General features: G+C 69.1%; 1 protein-coding gene. It reads right to left on the bottom strand.

Annotated features, from left to right (window positions below; all coding sequences use genetic code 11):
* Nucleotides 1–259, bottom strand: a 259-nt coding sequence (locus AC5RWT_RS38215) for a 2Fe-2S iron-sulfur cluster-binding protein (protein WP_494084734.1), incomplete at both ends; no start/stop codon positions are given.

Raw genomic sequence — 259 nt, forward strand, 5'->3', positions numbered from 1 at the left:
CAGCCCAGCCGGCTGCGGGTGTCGTCGCGGGGGCCGGCGGTGCAGTCGAGCATTTCGTCTTCGTCGTCGCTGATTTCGGGCAGGCCGTCGAGGTATTCGGGCCGGACGTGGACGGGGCAGGTGGCGCACATGGCCTGGCCGCCGCATTCGCCGACGATGCCGTTGACGCCGTTGGTGACGGCGGCGCGCATGAGCGAGGTGCCGGGGTCGACGTCGAGCACGTCAACGTTGCCGTCGGAGTGGTGGAAGCTGATCTTTG

Source organism: Arthrobacter sp. Dra40 (assembly GCF_059091905.1).